Origin of the sequence: Rhodococcus erythropolis NBRC 15567 (assembly GCF_001552595.1) — a bacterium.
Lineage (GTDB): Bacteria > Actinomycetota > Actinomycetes > Mycobacteriales > Mycobacteriaceae > Rhodococcus_F > Rhodococcus_F erythropolis.
This window is the reverse complement of record NZ_BCRM01000016.1, coordinates 1-21239: the sequence shown is the minus strand read 5'-3', so window position 1 is coordinate 21239 and position 21239 is coordinate 1. Positions and strand designations below refer to the sequence as shown.

18 protein-coding genes, 1 tRNA gene and 2 pseudogenes are annotated in these 21239 nt (G+C 61.6%); 3 read left to right on the top strand and 18 right to left on the bottom strand.

What is annotated here, in order from left to right; translation table 11 throughout:
- Positions 1-69: 69 nt before the first annotated feature.
- From RE4_RS19240 to RE4_RS19225, 4 genes are all read right to left on the bottom strand, one after another.
- Positions 70-489 carry an acyl-CoA thioesterase gene (locus RE4_RS19240; RefSeq protein ID WP_019749099.1) on the bottom strand — a complete coding sequence of 140 codons (420 nt, stop codon included), beginning with the start codon at positions 487-489 and terminating at the stop codon, positions 70-72.
- Positions 490-493: 4 nt separating this feature from the next.
- Positions 494-2173, bottom strand: a complete 1680-nt coding sequence (gene ettA, locus RE4_RS19235; RefSeq protein WP_007730925.1) for an energy-dependent translational throttle protein EttA — start codon at positions 2171-2173, stop codon at positions 494-496.
- A 166-nt stretch (positions 2174-2339) separates the two neighbouring features.
- Complete coding sequence (locus tag RE4_RS19230) at positions 2340-3518, bottom strand: acyl-CoA dehydrogenase family protein (RefSeq protein ID WP_060939153.1); 1179 nt, start codon at positions 3516-3518, stop codon at positions 2340-2342.
- A gap of 94 nt (positions 3519-3612) precedes the next feature.
- Positions 3613-5430 (bottom strand): ABC transporter ATP-binding protein, encoded by a 1818-nt coding sequence (locus RE4_RS19225; protein ID WP_060939152.1) that lies wholly within the window; start codon positions 5428-5430, stop codon positions 3613-3615.
- Between the two features lie 106 nt (positions 5431-5536).
- Here RE4_RS19225 and RE4_RS19220 point away from each other — a divergent pair, with 106 nt between their 5' ends.
- On the top strand, positions 5537-5995 hold the full coding sequence (locus RE4_RS19220) for a MarR family winged helix-turn-helix transcriptional regulator (RefSeq protein ID WP_003945320.1): 459 nt from the start codon (positions 5537-5539) through the stop codon (positions 5993-5995).
- A gap of 4 nt (positions 5996-5999) precedes the next feature.
- Here RE4_RS19220 and ssb read toward each other — a convergent pair whose 3' ends face one another.
- Both ssb and RE4_RS19210 read right to left on the bottom strand, forming a co-directional pair.
- Positions 6000-6413 carry a single-stranded DNA-binding protein gene (gene ssb / locus RE4_RS19215; protein WP_060939151.1) on the bottom strand — a complete coding sequence of 138 codons (414 nt, stop codon included), beginning with the start codon at positions 6411-6413 and terminating at the stop codon, positions 6000-6002.
- A gap of 181 nt (positions 6414-6594) precedes the next feature.
- Positions 6595-8730 (bottom strand): bifunctional copper resistance protein CopD/cytochrome c oxidase assembly protein, encoded by a 2136-nt coding sequence (locus tag RE4_RS19210; protein ID WP_020970010.1) that lies wholly within the window; start codon positions 8728-8730, stop codon positions 6595-6597.
- Between the two features lie 97 nt (positions 8731-8827).
- Between RE4_RS19210 and RE4_RS19205 the strand changes: the two genes are divergently transcribed.
- Together RE4_RS19205 and RE4_RS31045 are read left to right on the top strand one after the other, a co-directional pair.
- Positions 8828-8903 (top strand) — tRNA-Arg (locus tag RE4_RS19205).
- A 286-nt stretch (positions 8904-9189) separates the two neighbouring features.
- Positions 9190-9378: a hypothetical protein gene (locus RE4_RS31045; protein ID WP_060939150.1), complete on the top strand. Its 189-nt coding sequence runs from the start codon at positions 9190-9192 to the stop codon at positions 9376-9378.
- 153 nt (positions 9379-9531) lie between these two features.
- Here the strand turns inward: RE4_RS31045 and RE4_RS31855 are convergent.
- From RE4_RS31855 to RE4_RS31195, 12 genes and pseudogenes are all read right to left on the bottom strand, one after another.
- A pseudogene (locus tag RE4_RS31855) lies at positions 9532-10599 on the bottom strand (recombinase family protein); the annotation flags it as partial.
- A 17-nt stretch (positions 10600-10616) separates the two neighbouring features.
- A complete protein-coding gene (locus RE4_RS19190) occupies positions 10617-11267 on the bottom strand; it encodes an ImmA/IrrE family metallo-endopeptidase (RefSeq protein ID WP_081098398.1) in 651 nt (216 codons plus the stop codon).
- Positions 11268-11321: 54 nt separating this feature from the next.
- Positions 11322-11708 carry a helix-turn-helix domain-containing protein gene (locus RE4_RS19185; protein ID WP_024488276.1) on the bottom strand — a complete coding sequence of 129 codons (387 nt, stop codon included), beginning with the start codon at positions 11706-11708 and terminating at the stop codon, positions 11322-11324.
- Between the two features lie 243 nt (positions 11709-11951).
- The gene (locus tag RE4_RS19180; RefSeq protein WP_060939148.1) at positions 11952-12296 is read right to left on the bottom strand and encodes a hypothetical protein; all 345 of its coding nucleotides are present in this window, start codon (positions 12294-12296) and stop codon (positions 11952-11954) included.
- Between the two features lie 83 nt (positions 12297-12379).
- Complete coding sequence (locus RE4_RS19175) at positions 12380-13012, bottom strand: MT-A70 family methyltransferase (protein ID WP_060939147.1); 633 nt, start codon at positions 13010-13012, stop codon at positions 12380-12382.
- The gene (locus RE4_RS19170) at positions 13009-14004 is read right to left on the bottom strand and encodes a replication-relaxation family protein (RefSeq protein WP_081098397.1); all 996 of its coding nucleotides are present in this window, start codon (positions 14002-14004) and stop codon (positions 13009-13011) included. The genes RE4_RS19175 and RE4_RS19170 overlap by 4 nt, the downstream gene beginning before the upstream one ends.
- Positions 14001-15470, bottom strand: a pseudogene (locus tag RE4_RS19165) (type IV secretory system conjugative DNA transfer family protein); the annotation flags it as partial. The pseudogene RE4_RS19165 and the gene RE4_RS19170, both read right to left, overlap by 4 nt.
- Positions 15471-15801: 331 nt before the next feature.
- Complete coding sequence (locus tag RE4_RS19160; RefSeq protein ID WP_060939146.1) at positions 15802-17016, bottom strand: ABC transporter permease; 1215 nt, start codon at positions 17014-17016, stop codon at positions 15802-15804.
- Positions 17013-17690 carry an ABC transporter ATP-binding protein gene (locus RE4_RS19155; protein WP_201799173.1) on the bottom strand — a complete coding sequence of 226 codons (678 nt, stop codon included), beginning with the start codon at positions 17688-17690 and terminating at the stop codon, positions 17013-17015. Before RE4_RS19155 ends, RE4_RS19160 begins: the two co-directional genes overlap by 4 nt.
- Positions 17687-19171 carry a peptidoglycan-binding domain-containing protein gene (locus tag RE4_RS19150; protein WP_060939144.1) on the bottom strand — a complete coding sequence of 495 codons (1485 nt, stop codon included), beginning with the start codon at positions 19169-19171 and terminating at the stop codon, positions 17687-17689. The genes RE4_RS19155 and RE4_RS19150 overlap by 4 nt, the downstream gene beginning before the upstream one ends.
- A 22-nt stretch (positions 19172-19193) precedes the next feature.
- Positions 19194-19817: a hypothetical protein gene (locus tag RE4_RS19145; protein ID WP_127159997.1), complete on the bottom strand. Its 624-nt coding sequence runs from the start codon at positions 19815-19817 to the stop codon at positions 19194-19196.
- Positions 19818-20194: 377 nt separating this feature from the next.
- Positions 20195-20812 carry a hypothetical protein gene (locus RE4_RS31195; protein ID WP_158630216.1) on the bottom strand — a complete coding sequence of 206 codons (618 nt, stop codon included), beginning with the start codon at positions 20810-20812 and terminating at the stop codon, positions 20195-20197.
- Between the last annotated feature and the right edge of the window lie 427 nt (positions 20813-21239).

Here is a 21239-nt window from a genome sequence, read left to right as displayed (position 1 = left end):
GCCGCGACCAATCTCTGACTCGAGACTAGCCGCGGCAACCAGTACCTAGGGTGAACTGAGAAACGAAATCTACGATGTCGTCATCTGAACAAGCGATGCTTCGAGCACCGCACGTTCGCTGTCCGCCAGCGGTCTGGACTTTTCGGACACGGTGTCGAATCCGACCATCAACGCGTCGCCGAAGGCGCATTCGACACCCGCGTTGTCACGGATGACGTGCCGAACCGTGAACGAGGAAGTCCCGACGTGAGTCGTGAAGATCTCCACGTTCAAGGGACCGGACCGATCGGTGACCGGCTTGAGGAACTCGATGGTCATCTTTCGAACCACGAGGTATCCCGGCCGGCCGCCGAGCGGCGCCAGTTTCGCTTCCAGGAACTGGATGCGAGCTTCCTGCATGTACTCGACGTAACGCGTGTTGTTGACGTGACCCAACCGGTCGGAATCGCCCCACCGGACCTGGATCTGCGCTGTGTATACGTCGGACACCGGATCAGTCCCTGGTGAGCTTGCGGTGAGTCACGCGGTGCGGGCGTGCGGCGTCGGGGCCGAGTCGCTCGACCTTGTTCGCCTCGTAGCCCTCGAAGTTGCCCTCGTACCAGTACCAAGCTGCCTCGTTGTCGCCGAAGCCACCTTCCCACGCGAGGATGTGGGTACAGGTCCGGTCCAGGAACCAGCGATCGTGCGAGATCACGACGGCGCAGCCGGGGAACTCTTCGAGAGCGTTCTCCAGCGAGCCGAGGGTTTCGACGTCGAGGTCGTTGGTGGGCTCATCGAGCAGGATCAGGTTGCCGCCCTGCTTGAGCGTCATCGCCAGGTTCAGGCGGTTGCGCTCACCACCTGAGAGGACGCCGGCCGGCTTCTGCTGATCGTGGCCCTTGAAACCGAACGAGCTGATGTACGCGCGCGAGGGGAACTCGGTCTGGCCGACGACGATGAAATCGAGCCCGTCGGACACGGTCTCCCAGACCGTCTTCTTGGGGTCGATTCCGGAACGGTTCTGGTCGACGTAGCTCAGCTTGACCGTCTGACCGATCTTGACCTCACCGGCGTCAGGCTCCTCGAGACCGACGATGGTCTTGAACAGCGTCGTCTTACCGACGCCGTTGGGGCCGATGACGCCGACAATTCCGTTGCGCGGCAACGTGAACGAAAGATCCTTGATCAGCACGCGGCCGTCGAAGCCCTTGTCGAGGTTCGACACCTCCACGACCACGTCACCCAGGCGCGGCGGTGCCGGGATCTGGATCTCGTCGAAGTCGAGTTTGCGGGTCTTCTCGGCTTCGTTCGCCATTTCCTCGTAGCGATCGAGACGAGCCTTGTTCTTGGCCTGGCGGGCCTTGGCGCCGGAACGAACCCATGCGAGCTCGTCCTTGAGGCGCTTCTGCAGCTTCTGATCCTTCTTGCCGGCAACTTCGAGGCGTGCAGCCTTCTGCTCCAGGTAGGTGGAGTAGTTGCCCTCGTACGGGTACAGGCGTCCGCGGTCGACTTCACAGATCCACTGCGCGACGTGATCGAGGAAGTAACGATCGTGGGTCACGGCGAGGATTGCGCCGGGGTAAGCAGCGAGGTGCTGCTCGAGCCACAGGACAGATTCGGCGTCGAGGTGGTTGGTGGGCTCATCGAGGAGCAGGAGGTCGGGCTTGCTCAGCAGCAGCTTGCAGAGCGCAACGCGTCGCTTCTCACCACCGGAGAGGTGGGTGACCATCTCTTCCGGCGGGGGGCAGCGCAGGGCGTCCATAGCCTGCTCGAGCTGCGAGTCGATCTCCCACGCGTCTGCGTGATCGAGCTTCTCCTGCAGCTCGCCCATCTCTTCCATGAGCTCGTCGGAGTAATCCGTGGCCATCAGCTCGGCGATCTCGTTGTACCGCTTGAGCTGGACCATCGTCTCTCCGAGACCGTCCTCGACGTTCTCGCGAACCGTCTTGGTCTCGTCGAGCTCCGGCTCCTGCATGAGGATGCCGACGGTCGCGCCCGGAGCCAGGAATGCCTCGCCGTTGCCCGGCTGGTCCAGTCCGGCCATGATCTTGAGGATGCTGGATTTACCAGCGCCGTTCGGTCCGACGACACCGATCTTCGCGCCGGGGTAAAAGCTCATCGTGACGTCATCGAGGATGACCTTGTCACCGTGCGCCTTGCGCACCTTCTTCATCGTGTAAATGAACTCAGCCATGACCGCCAGCCTATCGGTGTTTGTCCTATAACCCACATTGCGCGTTGGCACTCACTCCGATCCGGGTTCTGCGGACAGTCCGAGGTCATCGACCAGATTCACCGACATGCTCATCGACCCCCACGAAAACCGCGATGGGGACACCTCCGGGTGTCCCCAGGACGGCTCAGATCATTGCCCGGTGGATGCCCTTCGGCTCGCCACCGAGCTGCGAGAGCGTCGACGAATGAAAAATGGAACCAGGCACATGGATCGCGTGCGCGAGACCGGCATGCGCATCACGCCAGAACCGCTGCATCGGCGTGTTCAACTGCAACGCGCCACCACCGGAACGAGCAAAGATCTCGTCCACCGCCCGCACCGCACGCCACGCAGCAGCAGTCTGCGTACGCCGACCGATCGCACGAAGCTCGAACGAAACTTCCTGCCCCTTCTCGGTCATGTCCCAGAAACGATCCACCGTCTCCAAGATCGCAGCCCGAGAAGCAGCGATCTCGGCCGCCGCCTCACCGATCGCGAACAGCACGTACGGATCTTCCTTGATCGGAACACCACTGACCGTCACGCGCTCACGCTGCGCCGCCATGTTGCACGCCAACGCACCCTCAGCAATACCGATCAACGACGAAGTGATCCCCAACGGGAAAATGCACGAGAACGGGAACTTGTACAACGTCTCCGTACGGCCCGCTTCCTTCCACGCCGTCCCGTCGAAAACCTTTCCCGCATCAAGAGTCCGATACGTCGGCAGGAACGCATCCTTGACGATCAGATCCTTCGACCCGGTTCCGCGCAGGCCCACGACATTCCAGCTGTCCTGGTCGATGTCGTAATCGGAGCGCGGCAACAATACGTGCAGAATCTTCGGCGGCATCAACGGCTTACCGGACTCGTCACCGACCATCGCACCGATCATGATCCAGTCACAATGATCAGTACCGGACGAGAACGACCAACGACCGTTGAGGATGTACCCACCCTCGACCGGCCTCGCCACACCCATCGGCGCATACGGCGACGCCATCCACGTATCAGGATCGGTTCCCCACACCTCTTCCTGAGCCTTGCGGTCGAAGAACGCAAGCTCCCACGGATGAACCCCGACGATGCCGCTGACCCAGCCCGTGGCACCGTCCATCGCGCCGATAGCCATTGCCGTCTCGGCGAATTCACGCGGATGCGCCTCGAGGCCTCCGAATTCCTTCGGCTGCAACATCCGGATGACGCCGGAGTCGCGCAGGCGCTTCGCGCTGCCGTCCGTCAAGCGCATCAGCTTGTCGCCCTCGACTCCGTCTGCGCGGATCTCGTCGGCGAACTGTGAGATGTTGTCCAGAACCTGACCCATGATCTTCCGCCTCCACTGATAGTCGATCAACGACCATTAAAGTAGAACACGTTCTAGAAACTTGCGGAAGTGAAATGGCCGACATTTCTTACACTCACACGGTCTGCAGTTCCGACGGGAGTTCGACGGCGTCGCTACCCGAGGCCGCAAGCAACTGTGCGTATCGCCCACCTTGTTGCACCAGTTCGTCGTGGGTGCCCTTTTCCACAACCACGCCCTGGTCGAGGACCGCGATGAGATCCGCATCTCGAACCGTGGAGAGTCGGTGCGCTACAACAAGAGTGGTGCGTCCGACCATCAGCTCGTCGAGCGCGTCCTGCAGCGCACGTTCAGTGCGATTGTCCAAGGCGCTCGTCGCCTCGTCGAGGACCAGGATCGGCGGATTCCGCAGAACTGTGCGCGCGATCGCGATGCGCTGTTTCTCACCGCCGGAGAATCGGTAGCCGCGCTCGCCGACCATGGTGTCGTACCCGTCGTCGAGACCGGAAATGAACTCGTGGATCTGCGCGATGCGCGCTGCCTGCTCGATCTCGGCGTCCGTGGCGTCGGGTTTCGCGAACCGAAGGTTCTCACGAATCGTCGTGTGGAAGAGATACGTCTCCTGCGACACCACACCTACCAGGTCGGAGACCGTCGCCAGATCGAGGTCCCGCAGATCGACGTCGTCGATTCTCACCGATCCCGCAGTCGGGTCGTACAGACGTGCGGCCAAGTATCCGAGAGTGGTCTTGCCCGAACCCGTGGAGCCGACCAGCGCCAAGGTTCCGCCGGCCGGGACCGTGAGGTCGATGTTGTCGAGGGTCTTGCTGTCGGTTCCTGGATACGAGAAGTCGACGTGGTCGAACCGAAGTTCGCCGGACATCTTGGTGCGGTCGAAGCTCTTCGACTCTTCCGGATCCGCGATGTCGATCGGCAGATCCAGGTACTCGAACACGCGACTGAACAGTGCCATCGAGCTCTGCACCTCGACGCCCGTGTTGAGCAGCATCATGGTGGGGCGGAACAATTGGGTCTGCAGTGTGGTGAATGCGACGAGGGTGCCGACGGTGATGGTGTTGCCGTGATCGAGAGTGAAACCGGCGAACCAGTAGACCAGTGCGGGCATGGCTGCGAAGGTGATCGACATGGTCGCCATGCGCCACTTGCCGGCCATCATGGCCCGGAGTTCCACGTCCGCGACTTCCGCTGAACGCTCGGTGAATCGATCCGTCAGAGCCGACTTCGCGCCGGTCGTCTTGCCGAGGAGAATGCCACTGACGGAGAGAGATTCCTCCACCTGCACCGACAGATCACTGAGTAGCTTCTGCCGCTTACCCGAGATCTTGCGGCGCTCGTCACCGATCTTGCGTGCGATACGGATGAACACCGGCAAGATCGCCAGCGAGAAGATGGCAAGCCGCCAATCCAGAAGGAACAGAGCAACAATGGTGGCTGCCACGGTCGTTGCATTCTGCGCGATGGACGTTGCCGTGTTGGTGACCACCGACTGCATACCGCCGATATCGTTGGCAATGCGCGACTGAACTTCTCCGGTTCGGGTTCGAGCGAAGAATCCGAGCGACTGACTCTGCAGATGCGAGTAGACCCGCACGCGCAGTTGGTGCATCAGTTTCTGGCCGATGCTGTTGGACATCCAAGTCTGCGCCACGCCGAGACAGCTCGTGATCACGGCAATGGCGATCATGCCGATGGCCAGAACGCTGACGAGTCCGAGGTTCTTGTCCGGGATCGCCTTGTCGAGCATTTCGCGTAGGAGCAGCGGACTGCCCAACGCCACGATCGCGCTGAGTGTGATGACCGCGGTGACGATGGCGATCTGAGTTCGATACGGCGCGAACAGTCCGAGTACGCGCTTTGCCGGTACGGAGTCCGCCGGAGTGATCTCGACAGCGGATCGTTCGATGTTTCGCATGTGATCTGGTTTCACGTTCTACCTCCTGGAGGCTTTCTCACCCTAGTTTCATATTGATGAGGTTACCTCACTATGAGGCTGACACCAACAACGCTAGACTGACGCCATGCATTCCCGAGAGCGCGAACTCACCGACGTAGTGATGTCCGTGGCACGGCTCATCCGCCGACGCCAAGTGGCAGCGCTGGAACCATTCGGTCTCTCGCCGTCGCAAAGCCGAGCGCTGCGAGTACTGACCCGAGTGGGCGAGCCGGTTCGACTCGGGTTTCTTGCCGAGCGATTGCGCATCGTTCCGCGGTCGGCGACCGACGTCGTGGATTCCCTCGAAGAGGCCGGATGGGTGCGCCGCACTCCCGATCCGAACGATCGGCGAGCCGTGTTACTCGAGCTCACCGACGCCGGCGCTACCCTCGCTGCCGACGTCGCGAAAGCTCAACGCCGCGAATCCTCGGATGTGTTCGACGACCTCGACGAATCGGAGCGAGCAACTCTCACCGAACTTCTCGAGCGAGTGGACGCGGGGCACGACTCTCGGCCCCGCGACTGCCCGAAACCCTCGGTGTGAGTCCTCACGCAGCGACGGTGTCGACTGCGTCCTCGGCATTCTCCGCCGACGTCGGCTTGCTCTGACGCTCGATCTTCGAGATGCAACGAGCAAGGTCCGCGCCTACCGCAGTCGCCCGTAGCTCGAGATCGGAACGAGGCACACCCTCTTTGGTCGTGTACTCGTTGGTGCGCAACTCCCCCGCCACCATGACCGGATCACCCTTCATGATGGATGCGCCGACGCCGGTGACCAACCGCCGCCAGCAGCTGACCGTGAGATAGAGGGTCGCTCCGTCCGTCCACTCTCCGGTCACCGCGTCTTTGCGTCGCGTGTTGCTCGCCATCCGAAAGCTCAGCACCTCTTCGCCATTGGTTGTCTGCCGCTTCACCGGATTGGTGATGACGGTTCCGACAACCGTTGCATGCGTTTCGTACATGTCCGATCCCCCTTCGAACTCCAGAACCCGCCAACTGCCGCGGGGCCGATCATTGCGTCGGCAGTTTCGATTGTGGAACGGCAAACGCCTGGCTCGGGATTTCGATTTCCACCTGTGCATCGGCGGGACAGCTGTGGAGAAACAGCACTGCCCGAGCCAAACGGCCCGGGCAGTGTCGGAACTAAGTGCTAGTGGAGGATTCGTCGGATTTCTTCTCGCTGGGTGTCTCGCCCGCAGAGTCCTCGCTTGCAGTCTCCGCGTCAGCAGCCTCACGCGGTTTCCACCCCTCGCGGTCCCGCCTGGCCAATTCTGCGAACATAGCGTTGTGAGCAGCGAGGTCGGCGTCGTGGTCACGCTCGGCCGCACGGTCCGTTCGGCGCGCGGTCCTTCCGTCACTGCGCGACCACTGAACCAGCAGCGCGAGCATGACCACCATGAGTGGGATCTCGCCGGTCGCCCACGCGATGCTGCCGCCCAGCTGCTGATCGCCGATCAGGTCGTTGTTCCAACCGAGTCCGAGCGAGCGGAAGTACGCGCCGCCCATGACGGCGGTGGTGCTCATCAATGCCACGCCGAAAAACGCGTGGAACGGAAGTGAGCCGAAGACCATCGCCAGCTTGGTCACCGGCTGCAATTGGCGTGGTGACGGGTCTATTCCGATCGCCACCCAGTAGAAGAGATAGCCGCTGAGGATGAAGTGCAGGTTCATCAGCAGGTGAGCGCTGTGCGAGTCGACGGTCGCGCCGTAGATTCCGCCGAGATACAGCGCGTAGAAACCGCCGACGAAGAGAACTGCCGCCACGATCGGGTGGGTGATGAATCGTGAGAACGGGCTGTGCAGCGCGGTCAGAATCCACTCGCGAATGCCTGGCACGCCGTCCTTGCCCGCCGGATCGAGCGCCCGCAGAGCCAAAGTGATCGGCGCACCCAGAACCAGCAGGACTGGGCCCAACATCGACAGCGCCATATGTGCGCCCATGTGAACGCTGAAGACTGCCGGCGCGTACTTGCCGACACCGGACGACGTGGCGATCAGGAGCACCGCGCAACCGCTCATCCAGGCGATGGTTCGGCCGACGGGCCAGGAGTCTCCACGCTTGGCCAGCTTGCGCAGGCCGATGCCGTACAGAATCGCCGCAGCAATTGCGGCGGTGCCGAACATGAGGTCGAATCGCCAGTCCGTCACGAACGCCATGAACGACGGCGGGTCCGGAAGGTTGTAACCGAGTTCGACCTCGGGAATCGAGGGAATCGACAGCGGCGGAGGCGGCGGGGTACGACCGAGGCCGATCGCGAGACCGATGGTCGCCGCCATCACGATCGTTTCGGCGCCGGCAAATCGAATCAGGGCAGAGCGACTCTTCGGGTTCTCCGCCAGCGCCGGTAGCGCCCGACTCCGCTGAGCCCAACCGAAGAACCCGAGGATGATCAGTGCAACTGTTTTGGCGACGATCAATCGTCCGTAGGTCGTGGTGAACACGTCGTCGAGAGGCAGACGGACAATCGCATTGATGACGCCGCTGAATCCCATGACGACGAAGCAGATGGATGCGACCGTCGAAAAGCGTCGAGCCGCTACGTCGGTGTAATCGCCGCCGCGCCGCGCGTGGGCCAGTAGCGCGAACAAACCGCCGGCCCAGAGCGAAGCCGCCACAAGGTGCAGGATCAGGCTGTTGGTAGCGATGTCATGCGAGCCGCCCGAAGACGAGTGACCGGTGAGAGCGAGCGGCATCAGTCCGAGAAGACCGACCAGCAGCAGGAGCGGTGTCCACCACCAGCGCAGTGTCAGTCGGGCCAGGATCGCCAGAACAACCGCGATGATCGCCGTCCAGCGCCAGGCGCCGGCGATCTCGACCTGATCGAGTCCCGACCAGAGGTTTGCCGGTTTGATCGCTTCGGCGAACGGCTGACCCGACGTGTCGGAGAGCGTCAGGGGCACCATCATGAACGAACAGATTGCCCACACGATCGCGGCGTGCGATGCGGTTCGGACTGCTCGATAGCCGTCGACGTCGAGGACGCCCGACTTCTGCGGCGGCACGAAGAACGCGGCCAGCAGCAGTGACCCGATCGCGATGACCGCGGCGATCTCCCCCAGTGCGCGCATCGCGGGGAGGCCGTATGTGGTGATCGGACCTGGATCCGGGATGCCCAGAAGAGTCAGTGCCTGCGACGCGGAGAATCCCACCACGATGGCTGCGGTGAGCCCTGCGATGAGTCCACTGACCACGAATATCGCGGTCGAAGAAGCGGGTGCACCGCTGTGCTGTGTGGACTCCGGTGGGGAATCTGTCGGCGCGAGGTCGGGTGTAGCCATACCTCAAGGGTAGGACCTTCGCGAACCGACTACGACAACGCGTCGGAGTTGGGCGGCGCGCGTCACATCCCGAACCCTCGAGTATGATGTTCCACGCGCCTCCGTAGCTCAGGGGATAGAGCAAGAGCCTTCTAATCTCTTGGTCGCAGGTTCGAATCCTGCCGGGGGCACCAAAGTAGCCAATTTCAAACCTACGACACGAGTCGTAGGTTTTTCGTTTTCGCTTTCGTCCGTTGCAGACGGGGCAGATTCGGGTGCCGCGTCGACGACATCCACTTCACTATCTGCTGCTGCCACTTGGGCGTGACGTCGCGCTGCTATCGCCGCTTCGGCTCCGAGTAGCGTCCGGAACGGCTCAGCCAACTCGACACGAACCGTATCCTCGTCGACCAATATTTTGACGAAAAACGCCTGATTGAAGAGCCGACGCACCTGCGAACCTCCCGGCAGGCTACCGGCATGCCGGTAGCCCACCGAGCAGTTGACGGCGTAGTCAATAGCACGCCGCAAAGACGCGTCAAACGCATCGAATTGCATGGCCGACGCGTCGAGGCGTTGCTCGATTCCAGCAAGGCTACGTGCAATCCGATCCTGCTCTTGCTTCAGCAGATCGACGGGCACGGCTCCCGCGTAGTGAGCCTGAAGTAGCCGCATTCGCTCGCTTTCCAAGCGCTCCTTCTGAGTGCTCAGCGCGCGACGTTCGGTGTCTGCCGCTTGTCGAAATGACTGCAGATCATCATGCACCATGGCTTCGATTTGATCCGCAAGCCGACGGTCGAGCTGCACGGTGCGGTAGTGATCCTCAACTAATTCCTCGACAACCCGGATGAGGACAGCTTTCTGTTGGCAGTTGTTGGTCTTCTGGTGCCGCCCGAGACAGACAAAGTAGGGATAGATCTTGCCCGACGGGTTCTTCGCATTGGTAATTATCAGGCGGCTTGAGCACTTGCCGCAGAAAACTGAGGACTTTAGGTAGTGCGGAAACTCGCGTTGCTTCTCCCCCGTTGCATGGGAGGTGAGTACGTCCTGCACGCGCGACCACGTCACCTCATCGATAAGCGGTCGGTGTCGGCCGGGGTACGAAACGCCGCGATAGACGACTTCACCCTTGTAGTACGGCGTGGTGAGAATTCTGTACAGGCTGTTGTATTTGATTGGCCTGCCGGGTAATTTCGGAGGCGGGCGAGTGGTGAGGCCTCGGTGCTCCAATTCGGCTGCCATGGTCTTGAGAGTCCAGGCACCCGTGGCATATGCGCTGAATGCCCACGTGATGTGATCAGCCCGCGCCGGATCAACTTCCACAGTACGAACTTCGACGCCTTCCGAATTGACTTTCCTGACGTTGAGATAACCCAAAGGAGCTCTGCCTGGCGTCCCACCTGTTTTCGCCTTCTGTTCCATGCCTTTGTGGACTTCGGAGGCAAGATTTCGACTGTAGAATTCTGCGATCGAACTCATGATTCCGTGCAACAGCATTCCCGATGGCGTCTCATCGATGTTCTCGGTCGCGGAAACCAGTTCAGCCCCAGCCTGTTTGATCGCCCAATGTATCTGCGTGTCGTCGAGGCGATTGCGCGCCAAACGGTCAACCTTATGAACGATGACGTAGTCGACTCGATGATCTTTGAGATATCGCAGAAGCCGCTGTAATTCTGGGCGTGAGTCGGCATGTTTCGCTGACTCGCCTCGTTCGACGAACTCCTCAACGATCATGGCCTCTTTTGCAGCGGCCTTGCGCCTATTCGCTTCACGCTGTGCCGGAATCGAGTACCCCTCCGGATCACCGTCACGTTCAGCTTGTTCCTTCGTTGAGACGCGGATGTACGAAACGGCGACCTTGCCGTAGTCGCCTGCGACATTGTCGGACATTTGAGCACTCGCCTCATTCACTGTACAAACTCCTCTACTGTTAGCGGTGCGAATGCGGTTCGTTCGTGGTTTTGCCCTGGATATTCCATTCGCACATGTCGTACGACGTCGTCGATGAGTCCTATTTGTCGCAACCGCACCCCGATTGCTTGCTCGCTGACTTGAAACAAGTGCGCCAGTGCGTCGGTGTGCTGGATGCCTTCTCCCCAGGCTCTTTTAAGGAGCCGTCTCGGGACGAGAAGGCAGCCCGCGAAGTAGTCGGCCGCGCGCTCAGCATGGGTTGCGGCGGAGACCTTTTCGGTACCGCGATAAAGATCGGTAGTGCGTCCGTGGTCGATGATGTGCTTGTACTCGTGGGCCAGAGTGAATCGCCGTCTGCGCCACGAGTCTGAGCGGCAGAGCTGGATGACCCAGATGTGTCGAACTGAGTCCCAGTAACTTGCTCCAGCAACGAGAGTGCTGGTGTAAGCGATCGCGATCTTCGGCAATTCGGTGATGATTTCTGTCGGCGTTGCACCGCGCGTGATGCCGTGTTGTTCGAGCAGTTTGTTGGCTTGGAGTTCGGCGATGCGCATTGTTTCTTCGACGGTGATGTCGGCCCGTCGTGGGATGACGGCGCGCAGACTGGCGAGGACGCTCGTATGTTGTGGTTGCTGTGCTGGTCTCATGGTGTTCCCTCCTCTCCCGTCTGCCGGGTTGTTGTTTTGTGTTGGGGCTGCTGTTTATTCGTCTTCACCAGCCCGAGGGCCACTTTCTGGACTGAAGCTGATGCCGTGTTTGCGTCCGACTTCGTCGAAGTGCGCTTCGATCTCGCGCATAGCTTCTGGCGACAGGTGGTACTTGGTGCGCAGGTATGGGCGCAGGCTGGGTAGCTCCTGTTCGGGCATCCAACCAGCGCTGGCGAAGAGGTCGCCGACAGGGATGCCGAGCACGTCGCCAATCGCCTGGAGTGTCTCTGGTTTCGGGCTGGTGATCTGGCCGGTTTCAATCCGCCAGTAGGTTGCGGCGCTGATGCCGAGACGGCGACCAACTTCATTGGCCGACCATCCGAGCGATTCACGTTTTTCGCGCAGCGTTTTGGTGAGCTGATAGAGCTGTTCTGGTGTCATTTACGTTGTCTCCGTTCGTAATTCGATTGTAACTCTGGCCGTTGCGTGAACGCAATGAATTCGGCCTTTTCTACAACATGAAATACGTTCCGGAGCAGTTGAATTGGGTATACCACTTTCGGTGGCGTAGCGGGCTTTGTGGGCGGGCGGAATGGGGTGTTGCGCCGGGCGGCCCGGCGGAGAGTGGCTGGGTTGCCACTCGATCCGCCGGTCGCCCGGTTTTGGGGTGCGCCGAGCTGACGGTCAGTCGGCTGCGGGTGGATCCTCGCCCTTTTCCTCGCTCTTCGGCGCTCGCCGTGACCGTGGGGCGCGGGCGCTGTCGCCTGCGTCCGGCGGGGTGTCGCCGAACATGGTGGCGATAGCAGCTGCCCGCACTGCCGCGTCGCGTTCGATCTCCTCCCGTGCTCGGTCGGCTTTTGCCATGAGCGCGGGATCGGTTTTCGCTTGCGCGAGGTGGGCAGTGATGGCGAGCAGACCTTCGTCGTTGATGGTCTGCCCACGCAACTGAGCGACGAAGCTCAGTTGCGCGTGGACGTCCGGCCTGAGCCGGATGGCGAGGGTTTTGAGACCGCTCTCGGGTGTGGACATAGCGCCTCCTCGGTGCTGGTGTGGCCGGTCAACGCGGATGCGCTGACGATGACGGCCACATGACACCGACGAGGCACGCTGCGCTACGTCACCCGACTGTGCGGCAGTGGCTTCAGTGTGTGAGTGTTAACGTCCAAGGGCACCGGATAGCCGGGAATCGTGACGGCAGAGTCGATCTGGTTACCCCACGCGTCCCAGCCCGGCTGCGCTCGACGCGCGAACAACTCCAGATACGGGCCGGGGCTCACGCGTTCGATGACGGCGTACTGTTCTTCGGGTTTGTGCGAGTGGTCCTGCAAGGGTGCGAACATCCAGGTCGGTTGACTGCGGTAGTTGACCGGTGCCCGCCCGCGCGTGCCGAACAGTAGGTGTTCGGTGGCGTTGCGCAGATAGTTGCCCAGTTGGATGCGCGGTTTGACCCATGTCAGTGGCGAGCGCGGCGTGAAGCCCCAGGCTTCCATGACGTCGAAACCGTCGCGCAGGGTCGCGTTGGTGACCCACAACCACAGGTGGGCATTGTCGTCGGCCAAAGCGGCGATGGGCATGTTCTTTATCCGGTCGAGGCCCATGAGGTTGTAGTGGCGGCTGGCGCCACGGCCGCCTTTTTGCTGGATGTCCCATGGCGGGTCGGCAAGGATGGTCCGGTACTTCGTCGGCTTGCCGGGATCGTTGAGTTCACCTGGCAGGGTGTGATGTTCGGTGGGATTGGTGATCATCGGGTACCTCCGTTCTGTACGAGTGAGATCAGTTGGTCAGGTGTGATGACGTGGAACAGTGCGCTCTCGAGGCGCTGGTCCTTGTCGATAGCCTGACGCAGTGCGGTGCAGCGGCGTTCGGCCGCTTTTGAGGTGCTGGCAGTCATGATCCAGACCACCAGCGGGAAGACACCGTGCTCGGCTTGTTCGGTGCCGGAGCGGTAGTAGGCGTCGTAGTCGTGGGATTTTCGTAGCAACGTCGGTTGGTGTTCAGTGCCGAGGTCGACCTCGATGAACCAGCTGGTGGTGAAGGCGCTGCCGCGATCGGTGGCGGTCTCGGCGAACAAGTCCGGCTTGAGCGTTAACCGCGCGCCGCCGAGCCCGAGATGTCGCCGCCACGACGCCGGTTCGATCTCACAGCGCACCAGTTCGCACTGGCCCGCCCTGCTCGCTTCCAGGAGCTCGATATGGGTCTGGGCGATGGCCAGGGTGTGCCGGAGGAAGGTCGGACTCGGGATGCTGAACCGGCGACGCGAGGTGCGGCCGCTCTCGCGCCTCAGGATCCGGTCACCGACGACATCGACGTGGTAGACCAATCCGCTACTGCCCGCCCGGACGCCGCCGACACGCCGCTCCAACGTGGCGAGGAGTCGCCGAGAGCGCAGCCGCCCCAAGGTACGCCGAGCCAGTACTGGTCCGGAGGTATCGGCGTGGCCGGCAAAGTGCAGCCGGGTGATCTGCGCAGTGGTCAGGAAGCGGTGTGCGGCGACGGATCTCAGTACTGCCCAGTCTCGCTCGCTGAGGCGGTCGGCAATCGAACTGAGGTCGCGGGTCCGTGTCCGCGCGGGCTGGTCGCGCGCTGGTGTGCTGCCAGGAATGGCAGCATCAGTCCCGTCCCGTACAGGGGTGGATTCAACTGTGACCGGCGCAGATAACGGGGTGGATGTCGACGCGAACGAACCAGCCACTGCAACACCATCATTCGACTGGTTCTCCTGATGCGTGTCGGTCATGAGCGCCTCGCTTTCCGTCCATGTCCAGCGGTCGGTGTCCCTTGTGCGGGCTGGTGGACGTGATCGAGAAGATCGGCAAACCCGGCCTCGATGTCGCCCAGAGGTTGCCCGAATCGAGCACGGCTGAGCTGTCGTATCTCCTCGGGATCGCTGGTGATCGGAGGCGCTGGGAGAGTGACCCCCGAGGCCCACGGCTGGACGGAGTTGTCGCGAACCAGTTGGGCGTAGATGTGGTGGGCAGGCAGCGCACCGAAATCTTCCGCCGTCAGCGCTGATTGCCCCGCCGCCATGTCACGGGCATCGCCGGACGCCAGTTGGAACGCGATGCGGGAACGAGCGTTGTTGCGGAAGGCGTCGAGCATTGGTTTCGGCAGCTGCATCTGGAACTGGTGAGCCAGATGCATTCCGCAGCGCAAACTTCGCGCGGTTGCCAAAACATCGCCGAGATCAGTGGGCAATTTGAGGTATTCCTGTGCTTCGTCGATGAAGACCATGACCGGCTCCCGCTCGGCTTCCGGTATCGACACCCGCTCCCTGATGGCATCCCAAAGATTCGCGACCACCAAGGCCCCGAGCAGTTGCGCCACCTCCGGCCCGAGAATCCCTTTCTGCAGGGGCACCAAGAGGACTTTTCGTTCGGTGAGCACCTGCCGAATGTCGAAACGCGGAGCCTGCTGGGCGAGAACGGCTCGTAGTTGTTTGGCGAGCAGTGGCCTCAATTTGTTGGCGAGCGGAGCTACTACGGTGGCCGCTGCTTCAGGTGAGAGCGACTCGAACCACTGCCAAAACGGACCACTGGAAAACGGATCGTCGCGCATCGCGTGCTGCGTCAGCGAGCGCCGGAACCCTGGATTGCTGAGCAGCAGCGGCACCATGACCAGTGAGGCATCGTCGCGGCGAGCCAGCACCGTGAGGCAGTTACGCAGAATATCGGCCGAGCGCGGCCCCAGACTGTCCCCGTAAAGGGCACTCAGTGTCCCGAACATCGAATCAGCGATCAGCTCGGGACTCCGTGCGGCAGACGATTTGTCGGTCGAGCGCGCCATCGGGTTCAGCCCGACGGGTGCGCCGTCGAGCGGATCGAGCACGACGACGTCATCGCGGCGACTGTCCGGGATGCGCGCGAGGACGTCGTTGACCAGATCCTTCGGCTCGATCACGACCACCGGACGTCCGGCTTCGAGATCCTGCACGATGAGATTGAGCAGCAACGTGCTCTTACCGACCCCATTCGGCCCGACGATCCAGCTGTGCCGAAGTGCGTCGGAGACGTTGTAGCCGATCGTGGCCTCGCCACTCCCCGGGGCAGTGGCGGTGGCTACGACGCGCTCACCGGACTGCACGGCCGCGCTGGGGCGCAGCGGCTTTGGATGGCGTGGCGGCTGGCCAGGGAACGGTTCGTCGCTGTCGGAGATCGGCCATCCGGTCAGGACGGCGACTTCGGACACTCCCAGTGGGATGGATGGACGATGAATTTTGGCAGCTGATTGGCATGTTTCTCAGCAGTCGTCGCGCAGAGGAATTGTTCGGCGCCCCAGAGCGAATCGGGAGGGCACACCTCAACGCGGCGAGAAGGCCTCGATACGTTCCACCCAGCGATCCCACAGTGATCTAGCGGCTGGCAACTGAGGAGCGGGCGGGTCTGGCGATGGTCGAGCGCATACCCGAGCTGAAGGATTTTGCGGCGACGGGATCGAATTATCGTGCGCGGGAGCCTCTCCACGCATGCTCGGACATACTCCACGATCACGCATCATCTCACCAGTACTGATGCGTTGACCTCGTTGAGACCAGCCACTATCCGACTCGGAGCGCGTCCATTGGTTCGATGCGAGCCGCGCGCAACGCGGGGTAGACGCCGGACACGATGCCGACGACCGTCCCCAGCAGAGGCGATGGCAGAAGCAGGGCCGGGTCCATCACTGGGGTCCATTGGTTGACGGCAGCGATGACGACGACCGCAATGATCCCGATCGATGCGCCCACACACCCCCCGATCGTGCCCAGGAGGCCGGCCTCGGTGAGGAACTGTGCGGCGATGTGTCGGGGCCGAGCACCCACCGCACGCCGCAGGCCGATCTCGGGGACTCTTTCCAGGACGGCGACCAGGGTTGTGTTCGCGATTCCGATTGCACCAACGACCAGACAGATTCCGGCGAGGACGAAAAACAGACCGGAAAGGTCCGCAGCAACGGCCTCACGTAGATCGCGAGGGTTCGGCGGTGGGGTCACCTTGAACGCGTCGGGCTTGTCCGGCCGAAGCGCGATCGCGATTTGTGTGGCGACTATCGGCGCTGCACCGGGGTCGGCATCGACCAGCATTTTCGCTCCGCGGTCGGGTTCGGCTTGCCCCCACAACTGTTCGGCGGTCGTGCGTGGGAGGAGGACGGCGTTTAACAGTCCGGGCTCACGCTCGACATCGGACACGACGCCGATCACGGTGAAGGCCATGGAACTGATCATGATGGCGGGGCGTTGAGCGAGGCTGCCGATCCCGAGCGCGGACGCTGCTCCCTTGCCGAGTACTGCGACGCGTTGACCGGCTGTTTCGTGGAAGTCGTCGTAGAGCCTGCCTTCCTGAACTTCGGGTCGGATCGCGCCCAGAAGGCCGGGGGAAGCGGCGAACACGGAGATGGCGGAGCGGGCGGCGGAGTCGGCCCCTGGACCTGCCGCCACGGTCTCGAGCACATCGTTGGCGAGCGGCCACCAGACTCCGGCGCTGCGGACCCCGTCGAGCCGAGCGGCCTTGTCGTCCGCGTCGGAGGGGAACGACGAGGCCGGGAAGTCATAGCTTGTATTGCCGACATCCTGGACGTAGACCTCGGTTGCCGCCAGTTCGGTGAATCGTTGACTGATCTGATTGCCTGCCGTTGCGGTCAGGCCGAGCACGCCTACGAAGACGCCGACACCGAGGACTGTTCCGAGCATGGTGAGCGCCGAACGTCCAGGCCGCTGCACCACGCCGGCGGCAGCTTCGCCGAATAGGTCCCGAAAATGCAGGTGCGAAGTCAATCGATCTCCTCGGTTCGACCGTCCCGTACCCGGATGCGCCGGTGTGCACGGGCGGCGACAGCCTCGTCGTGTGTGATGACGACCACCGTCTGACCTTGCGCGTGCAACTCTTCGATCATCTCAAGTACCCGCGTCGCCGTCTCCGAGTCGAGGTTGCCTGTCGGTTCGTCGCACAGTAATAGTGCTGGATCGCCGACACACGCTCGCGCGATGGCGACTCGTTGGCGTTGTCCGCCCGACAACTGGGTTGGGTAGGCATTCACCTTGTCTCTCAATCCAACCCGTTCTAGTGCAGCCACCGCCCGCTCACGGCGGACTGAGGGTGAGATTCCTTTGCGATACATCAAGGCCAGACTGACGTTCTCCCACGCAGTTCTGTGCGGCATGAGGTGGAATGCTTGGAATACGAACCCAATGCTGTGGCTGCGCAACTCGGTTCGCTCGGCGTCGCGCATCGACAACACGTCGGAACCCGCGAGCAGATAATCGCCCGAGGTATGTCGGTCCAGTAGTCCGAGCACGTTCAGCATGGTCGACTTGCCGGAGCCGGACGGTCCGACGAGCGCGACATATTCTCCAGTCGCTACTGTCAGGTTGACCGAGATCAGCGCCTCTACCGGGGGCGGGCCCGGATAGACGAATCCGAGGTCCGTAATCGCGATGAGCGCGTTCACTTCCCGCCCGATCTGGTGCCGACGAGGACCTGGTCGCCTTCGCTGAGCGTCTCCGTCGGGGACCCTGCGGCGCTCGCGGCGACCTCCACATACCCATCACCGGTCATTCCGACGTTGACCCGTACGGTCACCTCGGTGCCGTCGGCACCCCTCTTGCGGATACTGTTCTGCCCGTCGGCACCCAAATAGACCGCCGAGACCGGAACGGCCAACACTGCAGATTCAGACGACGCGGCTGTGATGGTGACGCGCACGTCGCCAGAGAATCCTGAATCCAAGGACTCCGACGGCATGATGCGAACAGGGTATTCGGTGCCGCGAGCGCCGTTTGCGGCAGGGATTGGCGGGCCGACAGACTCTACCGTTCCGGTCGCGGAGCGCCCGCTCGTTTCCGAATCGATCCGAACCTTCATCCCCGCACGGATCATTTGTGATTGGGCCGCGGCGAGTTTCGCTTCGATCATCGGCTGTCCTGTAGCCAGTGTGATGAGCGCAGAGCTGCCAACGACAGCGCCTGCACCTTCTCCGCCGGATGTATCAGCGGGCACTTGCGAATTCTCCGGCACTGCGGACGCTCGCGATGCCGACCCGATCTCTTGGCCGACCGCCAACCCGATCGTCACCACGGTGGCAGGCAACGTCGGGACGAACGCGAACTCGGTGAGCGGTAGCACCGGTCCAGTGCTCGCTGCCACATGCGCTGCATGTTCGCGAGCGGCTACGGCATCTTCCACGGCACGCGAGAGAACTCGCCTCGCGTCGGACAGTGCCCTCTCATAGGATGGAGCCTGCTGTGTGTCCTCCGCACCGGCTGACCCGGACTCAAGAGCGGCCAGCTTGTCTCGGGCGTCTGCCTCGGCCCGCACGGCATCTTCAGCAGCACGTTCCGCCTCGCGCGGCTGCCCCGCAGCGCCGGCAAGCGGAACGTCGTAGTCGAGCGCCGCATACAGAGCGAGGAGACCCTGTTTGGTCTCTTCACCGAAGAACCCGGTGGCCTCACCGTCGAGATATCCGGCGGCTCCCAGCGCCTGCTGTAATTGGTAGACGTCGTTGCCCCGCATACCTGGACTGATGTCCCGGTAACCAGGGATCGCGCCCTGTAGAGCGATCAGCGGGCGCCCGGACACCTCGACGATCGCCTCTCCGGAGGAGACCTGCGCTCCTTGTGGTCTCCACACCTGAGTGAGGATGGACTTCCCCGCCGTCCCGGGGTTGACCTCGATGTCCACGGCACCGGTCGAAACCGCTGATCCGCGCACCACAACAGATTGACCGATGATCTTGCGCTCGACGGGGACATACAGCGCCGTCTCACCAGGGCCGTCCGCTTCGACCAATGCCTGTTCCGGGGACTGAATGAGAGTGCTCGCCGCCCAACCTATTCCGGAACTCACCAGTGAAGCGAGGACAAGGAGAAGCAGAAATCGTCGCCGGGTTCCAACTACCGTGGGCTCTGAAATCTCGGCGTCGACATCGCTCACGTCAGATCACCCCTGCTGGTAATCAGCCACCCGCCAGCACGGACTGGGCGTTCTTGATCTTGATGTCAATGGCGTCCTTGACCTTGGCCAGAACCTCCGCGTTCGCCTCCAACTCGCGCTGCTGATACGCGGTCTCCACTGTGGCCATCGTGCTCACCAAATCGGTCTGCTGCTTGCACGCCACATCTGCGGTAGCCGTGGCGATTTCTTCTTCACTTGCCACATCTCCAGACCACCTCGGATCGTCATTCGCATTCTGAGGGCTGGCGTAGTGGAACCCCTTGCCCTCCATGCACGTGCGCCACTCTGCAAACGACTTCATCACCCGCGAGTCGTTCACCATCCGCTGGTAGCTTCCCGAGGCCAGATGTTCCGCGATCGCCGAAACGCTCGCGCCTGAACCATCCACGAAAACCGGGGCGCCCTCCATCGTTGGCAGCTCAGGAACGCCGTCCGCCAGCCTCCTGCGCGCTTCGCCGACGCAACCCCCTGCGGGGATCTCGCGGCCTTCCTGCATGCTTGGACCTCGACCGGTGAGCAATGCGGCCTCCACCGGTGACCACTCGATGGTCGAGTCGGATTTCGCCTTTGCCGCATCTGCCCATCGCGAGTGGTACCCCAAGGTTGAGGCGTCCGAACTGCTCACCAACCAGTATCTTCGCTCATTGGGGGGCGGGCCCGACTCCGGCGAATCGGTACCTATGTACTCACCTGTAAACCCGAATTCGGCCATACACCGTTGGACCAGGACATTCTCTGCCTGGAGCACTGCCACCACTGGAGCATTGACATAGGCATCTAACGGGAGCGCGAAATTACGCATATCACCAGGCTCGACGCGCGGACCCAAGGCGGGCTCACCTGTATCCACACCCGAATCCGAACCGCACGCTCCCATGCCCACGACAATGGACACGGCTGCGAGAACCTGCAGGCCGGTCGAGCGGTACCAACTTCGATTCATAGTGAGTTTCTTTCCACAGACATCATGCCCGATACAAAATGAGACGAAACCTCAACGGTTCAGTAGTGGGAGGAGAACTTGTCGTTGTAAAAATTTCCGACGTAGCTGAACTCCGACGATGCCGGAACGTGAAGATAATCTCCACCATAGTTTATGTTATCGTGAAAGTTGTTCCAGCCACCATTGTAGTTCTTGATAGACGATACTGCATCCCAGAGTCTGTAGCTATTGTTGAAATATCTTCCGTTGTAAGAGCTCACCGAACTCGAAGACGAAGTAACCCAAGAGCCTCCCTGGTAATTGGCGTGGTCGTAAAGACTGAGGTACGCATTCGCTGGTGCGACGGAAACCACCGCCAATCCGGCAGCAAAGACAACCGCAGTACCGAAGCGGAGCAAAGAACGAACAGGTGAGGTGGTCAAGCCGCGACCGGATCTGGATGTGGGATTGGATTTCGTACTCATGACTTCCCTTTCTATGGACTTACCCGGTGAATTTTCGAGTAAATTGCAGTCTTCAAAATATCGGACCAGATTCTTTCTTAGAATCTTTCGCTCTCGACGATTTGATTTGCCAACGCAATCAGTTTCGTGTGCATTCGGCAGGATTTCCTTCGCATAGCCGCCGGAGTCGAAGACGATTCCCTGGTTCAGATTTGTTGTCGTCGAACGCAACATGACCGGACTGGGCCACCCAGGACCTCCCGGCTCGCGGGATTTCGAAGGTGTCGCCGAATAAGAACCCGAAACGGCCGTCCCGCAAACGCACAGGAAACCCCAGATCCGTACCGCCGGCACCCCACGAAGCAGTCTGGGACCAGCCGGCCAGGTTCTTCACGAACGCGGCAGATGCAACAGAAACATCGAAAATCTCAGGCACGCAGAACCTTCCAACACCGAAGAGATCGCATCAACCCACACCGAAAGCCTGGGAATCTCCTGCGAGACGACTGTAAACCTCGAATGTTGCTTACAGTAAAGAATGTCCCGCGATTTGCCTATGCAAATTTCATCACGGTTTAATAACGGAACCAGTTGGTTTGTTTAGCCGCAGGTCAAGTGGGATACGGTCGGCTCAAGTTCATACTTTTGGCGGGCCCCCTAA